This is a genomic window from Pseudomonas sp. Sample_24 (assembly GCF_004307605.1).
In the GTDB taxonomy this organism is placed as follows: Bacteria; Pseudomonadota; Gammaproteobacteria; order Pseudomonadales; family Pseudomonadaceae; genus Aquipseudomonas.
Genome location: NZ_RCNW01000163.1, coordinates 1 through 6,948, shown reverse-complemented (window position 1 = coordinate 6,948; position 6,948 = coordinate 1). Strand labels below are relative to the sequence as shown.

Annotated in this window: 7 protein-coding genes; 4 read left to right on the top strand and 3 right to left on the bottom strand. The window is 60.5% G+C overall.

All coding sequences use genetic code 11. The annotated features are described in order from the left end of the window. On the top strand, positions 1–357 hold a 357-nt coding region (locus D8V06_RS08640; protein WP_130930802.1), incomplete at its 5' end, for an Lrp/AsnC ligand binding domain-containing protein. Between the two features lie 14 nt (positions 358–371). On the opposite strand, the gene D8V06_RS08635 is transcribed toward D8V06_RS08640, so the two are convergent. After that, positions 372–725: a YkgJ family cysteine cluster protein gene (locus tag D8V06_RS08635; protein ID WP_056854150.1), complete on the bottom strand. Its 354-nt coding sequence runs from the start codon at positions 723–725 to the stop codon at positions 372–374. A gap of 146 nt (positions 726–871) precedes the next feature. Here D8V06_RS08635 and D8V06_RS08630 point away from each other — a divergent pair, with 146 nt between their 5' ends. Beyond that, positions 872–2,164: an FAD-binding oxidoreductase gene (locus tag D8V06_RS08630; protein ID WP_056854151.1), complete on the top strand. Its 1,293-nt coding sequence runs from the start codon at positions 872–874 to the stop codon at positions 2,162–2,164. Positions 2,165–2,299: 135 nt separating this feature from the next. Here D8V06_RS08630 and D8V06_RS08625 read toward each other — a convergent pair whose 3' ends face one another. After that, entirely contained in the window at positions 2,300–2,545 is a 246-nt protein-coding gene (locus D8V06_RS08625; protein WP_130930801.1) for a DUF1127 domain-containing protein, read from the bottom strand. A 179-nt stretch (positions 2,546–2,724) separates the two neighbouring features. On the opposite strand from D8V06_RS08625, the gene D8V06_RS08620 reads away from it, so the two are divergent. Both D8V06_RS08620 and D8V06_RS08615 read left to right on the top strand, forming a co-directional pair. After that, positions 2,725–4,155 carry a PLP-dependent aminotransferase family protein gene (locus D8V06_RS08620; protein ID WP_056854153.1) on the top strand — a complete coding sequence of 477 codons (1,431 nt, stop codon included), beginning with the start codon at positions 2,725–2,727 and terminating at the stop codon, positions 4,153–4,155. Positions 4,156–4,215: 60 nt separating this feature from the next. Next, positions 4,216–5,784, top strand: coding sequence for a phospholipase D family protein (locus D8V06_RS08615; RefSeq protein ID WP_130930800.1), 1,569 nt, complete (start codon positions 4,216–4,218; stop codon positions 5,782–5,784). Here D8V06_RS08615 and D8V06_RS08610 read toward each other — a convergent pair. Beyond that, positions 5,781–6,926 carry an MFS transporter gene (locus D8V06_RS08610; RefSeq protein WP_056854155.1) on the bottom strand — a complete coding sequence of 382 codons (1,146 nt, stop codon included), beginning with the start codon at positions 6,924–6,926 and terminating at the stop codon, positions 5,781–5,783. The genes D8V06_RS08615 and D8V06_RS08610 overlap by 4 nt on opposite strands. Positions 6,927–6,948: the final 22 nt, after the last annotated feature.

The window sequence follows — 6,948 nt, the reverse complement described above, 5'->3', positions numbered from 1 at the left end:
ACCGAGCGGGTCCGGCGCCTGGAGCGCGAAGGGATCATCATGGGCTACAACGCGCGGCTCAATCCGCAGCATTTGAAGGGCAGCCTGCTGGTGTTCGTCGAGATCAGCCTCGACTATAAATCCGGCGATACTTTCGAAGAGTTTCGACGTGCAGTGTTGAAGCTGCCGCACGTGCTGGAGTGTCATCTGGTGTCAGGGGATTTCGACTACTTGGTGAAAGCGCGGATTTCCGAGATGGCCTCGTACCGCAAACTGCTGGGCGACATCCTGCTCAAGCTGCCGCATGTGCGCGAATCCAAGAGCTACATCGTGATGGAAGAGGTGAAAGAGAGCCTGACCTTGCCGATTCCGGATTAAAAGGCTGCGATCGGTTAAACCAACACCTGCCGATTCGAGGCCATGTACTCAAAGACCTGTTTCTCGACCCTCGGGTGAATCAGTTCGACCGGCCCGCGCCCGTTGGGACATGGCAAGGTCTTGGTGGTGCCGAACAACCGGCAGATCAGCGGTCGCTCGTCATACACCGTGCAACCGTGCGGGCCGAGATGAACGCAATTGAGTTCATCCATGGCGGCTTCCTGCTCGGCCCGGGTCTTGCGCGGCAGGCGTGACATTTCTTCCGGCGAGGTGGTCACCGGCCCACAGCAGTCATGGCAACCGGGCACGCACTCGAACGAGGGGATCTGCTGGCGCAGTGTGCGGATTTTCTGGCTGTTGCAACTCATTGAAGCATCGACCGAAGGTGGAATAGAAGCGGATTCTGACGCAAAAGCCTTGATCCAGACAGCGCCGGCCGACCAATGTTGCCCCTCTGGGTAGGTCCGCTTATGCTCCGGCAAATTTTCTAAACATAGAAACCAGGATGACGCGCATGAACGCCCGTGCCCAGCACACTGCCTCCTATTACGCCGCCAGCAGCCTGCCGCAACCGGATTATCCGGCGCTCGCCGGTGAAGTGCTGGCCGATGTGTGCGTGGTCGGCGGTGGGTTCTCGGGGTTGAACACGGCGCTGGAGTTGGCCGAGCGCGGTCTCAGCGTGGTACTGCTCGAAGCCCGCAAGATTGGCTGGGGAGCCAGCGGACGCAACGGTGGCCAGTTGATTCGTGGGATCGGCCACGGCCTCGACCAGTTCACCAATGTGATTGGCGTCGACGGCGTACGGCAGATGAAACTGATGGGCCTGGAAGCCGTGGAAATCGTCCGACAGCGAATCGAGCGATTCCAGATTCCCTGCGACCTGACCTGGGGCTACTGCGACCTGGCTAACAAACCCCGCGATCTCGAGGGCTTCGCCGAAGATGCCGCAGAGTTGCGCAGCCTCGGTTACCGCTATGAAACCCGGCTGCTGCAACCTGATGAAATGCACACTGTGGTAGGTTCCGACCGCTACGTGGGCGGCTTGATCGACATGGGCTCCGGCCATTTGCATCCGCTTAACCTGGCGCTGGGCGAAGCAGCCGCTGCACAGCAACTGGGCGTGCAACTTTTCGAGCAATCCGCCGTTACCCGCATCGACTACGGTCCTGAGGTCAAGGTCCATACCGCCCAAGGCTCAGTCCGCGCCAAAACCCTGGTACTCGGCTGCAATGCCTATCTCAACGGCCTCAATCCGCAACTCAGCGGCAAAGTGCTGCCCGCCGGCAGCTACATCATCGCCACCGAGCCCCTGAGCGAAGAGCTGGCCCACGCCCTGCTGCCACAGAACATGGCGGTCTGTGATCAACGGGTGGCCCTGGATTACTACCGACTCTCCGCGGACCGTCGCTTGCTGTTTGGTGGCGCCTGCCATTATTCCGGGCGCGACCCGAAAGACATTGCGGCCTATATGCGACCAAAGATGCTGGAGGTGTTTCCACGCCTGAGCGATGTGAGGATCGACTATCAATGGGGCGGCATGATCGGCATCGGCGCCAATCGACTGCCGCAAATCGGCCGACTCATGGACCAACCAAACGTGTATTACGCCCAGGCTTACTCCGGTCATGGTGTGAACGCCACGCACCTGGCAGGGAAGCTGCTGGCCGAGGCTATCAGTGGTCAGCACAGCGGTGGGTTTGATCTGTTTGCCAAAGTGCCGCACATCACCTTCCCGGGCGGCAAGCATTTGCGCTCGCCGTTGCTGGCATTGGGGATGTTGTGGCATCGGCTTAAAGAGTTGGCCTGAGACATTTATGGCGTTGGTGCCGACGCCATCGCGGGCAAGCCTTGCTCCTACAGGTCATGCGTCACTCTTGAGATCAACACTAACTGTAGGAGCAAGGCTTGCCCGCGATGAGGCCCGAAAAAACACCACAAAAACTCAGATCCGCCAGAACGGCTTGAGCCCCTCCTCCCGCGCCTGCTCCCGCGTCAGCCCGACATCCTTGAGCTGGTCAGGCGTCAGGGCCAGCAACGCCTTGCGCGTGTGCAGGCGCTGCCAGAACAGATCCCAGTGGCTCAGGCCGGACGGCGCGTTGCGCTTGAGCGCATGGCGCGAATTGTCCTGTTGCCCTGCCTCCAGTTCCTGACTGTGTAACGTCAGCCGCACATCGCTCAAACCGTTCATTTTGAATGCTCCTGTTTACTTGGGTAGCCAGAGATTCCATGATGCGCGGGCGACGAAAAGCGTTACAGATTCAAAGCAACTGTATTAACTCCATACAGATTTACTGAATTCACCTCTGAATCGAAGATTTTTGCTTGATCTGTACTGGTTAACCGACTCAATCACCTCGAGGCTGCGCCATGACCCTCTACGTCAATCTCGCCGAATTGCTCGGTACGCGGATCGAACAGGGCTTCTATCGCCCCGGCGATCGACTGCCGTCGGTGCGGGCGTTAAGCGTTGAACACGGGGTCAGCTTGAGTACCGTGCAACAGGCGTATCGGGTACTGGAGGACAGCGGGCTGGCCATGCCGAGGCCCAAGTCGGGGTACTTTGTGCCAGCCAGTCGCCAATTGCCGGAGCTGCCAGCGGTGGGCCGCCCGGCCCAGCGCCCGGTGGACATCTCACAATGGGATCAGGTGCTGGAGCTGATCCGCGCGGTACCGCGCAAGGATGTCGTACAGCTTGGGCGAGGCATGCCGGACATCACTTCGCCCACCATGAAGCCGCTACTGCGCGACCTGGCGCGGATCAGCCGGCGACAGGACATGCCCGGCCTGTATTACGACAACATCCACGGCAACCTCGAACTGCGCGAGCAAATCGCCCGCCTGATGCTCGACTCCGGCTGTCAGTTGGGGCCGGGCGATCTGGTCGTAACCACCGGTTGCCATGAAGCGCTGTCCACCAGCATCCGCGCCATCTGCGAGCCGGGAGACATCGTGGCCGTGGACTCGCCGAGCTTTCACGGCGCCATGCAAACCCTCAAGGGCCTGGGCATGAAAGCCCTGGAAATCCCCACCGACCCACTCACGGGAATAAGCCTGGACGCACTGGAGCTGGCGCTGGAGCAATGGCCGATCAAGGCCATCCAGTTGACGCCGAACTGCAACAATCCACTGGGCTACATCATGCCGGAGTCGCGCAAACGTTCGTTGCTGATGCTCGCACAGCGTTTCGATGTGGCGATCATCGAGGACGATGTGTATGGCGAACTGGCCTATACCTATCCGCGCCCGCGCACGATCAAATCCTTCGACGAGGATGGCCGCGTCCTGCTGTGCAGCTCCTTTTCCAAGACCTTGGCGCCCGGGCTGCGCATTGGCTGGGTCGCGCCGGGGCGGTATCTGGAGCGGGTGTTGCACATGAAATACATCAGCACCGGTTCCACCGCGCCGCAACCGCAGATTGCCATTGCCGAATTCCTCAAGGGCGGACACTTCGAACCGCATTTGCGGCGGATGCGCACGCAATATCAGCGTAATCGCGACATGATGATCGATTGGGTGAGCCGTTACTTTCCCGCCGGCACCCGCGCCAGCCGCCCTCAAGGCAGTTTCATGCTGTGGGTAGAACTACCGGAAGGCTTCGATACACTGAAACTGAATCGTGCCTTGTACGATCAGGGCGTACAGATTGCGGTCGGCAGCATTTTTTCCGCATCCGGCAAGTACCGCAATTGTCTGCGCATGAACTACGCTGCCAAACCAACGGCACAGATTGAAGAAGCCGTGCGCAAGGTCGGCGCCGCCGCCATCAAGCTGCTGGCCGACGACGGATTGCCCGACTGACCTTTTTGCGGATATCAGCGTCCATATGCCAACATCTGCCGCCAACCGGAACGAGCCCACGTGAGAGTCAGACAGCCCCTGCTTGCTCTTGCGTTGCTCGCGTCGCTCCTCGGCGGTTGCGCCAGTTTCGATGTGCAGCGCGAACCGAGCCAGGCGCTGCCGGCGAGTGCCTCGGCGTTTGGCCGTTCGGTCCAGGCCCAGGCGGCTTCCCATGAAGGACAGTCGGGATTTCGCCTGTTGTCCGACAGTACCGAGGCCTTTACCGCCCGCGCCGAATTGATTCGCAACGCTCAAAGCAGCCTCGACCTGCAGTACTACATCGTCCATGACGGCATCAGTACGCGAATGCTGGTGGAGGAATTGCTCAAGGCCGCCGATCGCGGCGTGCGCGTACGCATTCTGCTCGACGACACCACCAGCGACGGCCTGGACCGCACCATCGCCACGCTGGCGGCACATCCGCAGATCCAGATTCGCGTGTTCAATCCGTTGCATTTGGGCCGCAGCACTGGCGTCACACGCACCATGGGCCGGTTGTTCAACCTCTCGCAGCAGCATCGGCGCATGCACAACAAGTTGTGGCTGGCCGATACCAGCATGGCCATCGTCGGCGGCCGCAATCTGGGGGACGAGTATTTCGACGCCGAACCCAATCTGAATTTCACCGACATCGACATCCTGGGCGTCGGCCCGGTAGCTGAGCAGTTGGGGCACAGTTTCGACCAGTACTGGAACAGCGCCCTGAGCAAACCGATCGATGCGTTCGTATCGAGCAAGCCGACTGCCCAGGACCTGGCCAACACCCGCACACGGCTGGAAGAATCTCTGGAGGAGTCGCGCAAGCAGAATCACGCGCTCTATCAGCAGCTGATGAAGTTCGCCACCGAACCGCGTCTGGATATCTGGCGCAAAGAGCTGATCTGGGCCTGGAACCAGGCGCTGTGGGATGCGCCGAGCAAGGTACTGGCCAAAGGTGAGCCCGATCCGCAATTGCTGCTGACCACTCAATTGGCACCGGAACTCAATGGCGTCAGCAAAGAGCTGGTCATGGTTTCGGCATACTTTGTACCTGGCGAACCAGGGCTGGTGTATCTCACGGGCCGCGCCGATGCCGGGGTGTCGGTGCGATTGCTGACCAACGCGCTGGAGGCCACGGACGTGCCAGCGGTGCATGGCGGCTATGCGCCGTATCGCAAGGCACTCTTGGAGCATGGCGTGCAGCTTTTCGAGCTGCGTCGTCAGCCCGGCGATGAAAGCGGTAGCGGCCCTCGCCTGTTTTCCCGCAGGTCTTATGGCGAATCCGACTCAAGCCTGCACAGCAAAGCGATCGTCTTCGATCAGAAGAAATCCTTCATCGGCTCATTCAACTTCGACCCGCGTTCGGTGTTGTGGAACACCGAAGTCGGCGTATTGGTGGACAGCCCAGAACTGGCGGCCCGCGTCCGCGAACTGGCGTTACAGGGCATGGCGCCAACTCTGAGTTATCAGGTAAAACTGGAAAAAGACCGGGTGGTATGGGTGACCGAAGACGACGGCAAAATGCACACCTTGACCAAGGAACCGGGCAGTTGGTGGCGACACTTCAACGCGTGGTTCAGTAATACGGTTGGCCTGGAGCGGTTGCTCTAGGCCGGCTCGGCCACCGCGCCAAACGCCCCTTGGCGTGACACCAGAATCACCAGGCCAAAGGCCCCGGCCGCCATCAACAATGGCAACGCATGCCCGCTGATCCACTGACTCCCGGCACCGGCGATCAATGGCCCAAGCAGGCAGCCAATGCCCCACAACTGCGCGATATGCGCGTTGGCGCGGACCAGTGCATCGTCGCGATAACGCTCGCCGATCAGGATCAACGACAAGGTAAACAAGCCACCGGCACTGGCGCCGAACAGCACCCACAACGGCCAGATCAGCAGCGTGTCGATCAGCATCGGAATCGCCAGGCTCGAGACCAGCAAAATGACCGCGCAACCGGTGAACAAAGAACGCCGCGACACGCGATCCGCCAGTGCGCCAATCGGCAATTGCAGCAAGGCATCACCGACCACTACCGTGCTGACCATGGCCAAGGCGATTTCCGTGGTGAAACCCTGGCGCAGGCAATACACCGGCAACAGCGTCAGGATCATCGCTTCGAAAGCGGCGAACAGCGACACCGCCCAGGCAATGGCCGGCAAGCCACGGCAAAAGGTCAGCAAATCGCCAAGGGTCACACTGCACGCTTCACTGCTGGGCGCACCGCTGCGCCCCAACAACAGCAATGGGGCCGCCACCAGCAAACCGACGCCGACCCAGAAGCCATAATCGTGCTCGGTGCCCAGAACGCCCAACAAAATCGGCCCGGCCAGTTGGCTCAGCGCATAACTGCTGCCGTACAGCGCCACCAATCGACCGCGCCATTGCTCGACCACCAGTTGATTGATCCAGCTTTCACCGAGGATGAATACAAGGGTCAGGATCACGCCAATCATCAAGCGCAACACCAGCCAGATCGGGTAGCTCGGCAATAGCGCCAGCAAACCGATGGACACGGCGCCAGCCCACAGGCACAGGCGCATCAGGTTGGCCGTGCCCAGACGCGCCGCCAGATGGCTGGAAATCTTCGCGCCCAACAGCACGCCAATGGCCGGCATCGCGGCCATCACGCCAATGGCAAACGAGCCATAACCCCAGCCTTCCAGGCGAAACGACACCAGCGGCATGCTGACCCCCAGGGCCAGGCCAACACTCAAGACAGACGCCAACACGGCAAAATACGTCGCCCAACGCATGTTCCACGCTCCTGTGGATATT

What these genes read in the sequence shown, in the direction of transcription:
- D8V06_RS08635 (WP_056854150.1), bottom strand. Translation starts at nt 725, where the DNA reads ATGAGTTGCAACAGCCAGAAAATCCGCACACTGCGCCAGCAGATCCCC.
- D8V06_RS08630 (WP_056854151.1), top strand. Translation starts at nt 872, where the DNA reads ATGAACGCCCGTGCCCAGCACACTGCCTCCTATTACGCCGCCAGCAGC.
- D8V06_RS08625 (WP_130930801.1), bottom strand. Translation starts at nt 2,545, where the DNA reads ATGAACGGTTTGAGCGATGTGCGGCTGACGTTACACAGTCAGGAACTG.
- D8V06_RS08620 (WP_056854153.1), top strand. Translation starts at nt 2,725, where the DNA reads ATGACCCTCTACGTCAATCTCGCCGAATTGCTCGGTACGCGGATCGAA.
- D8V06_RS08610 (WP_056854155.1), bottom strand. Translation starts at nt 6,926, where the DNA reads ATGCGTTGGGCGACGTATTTTGCCGTGTTGGCGTCTGTCTTGAGTGTT.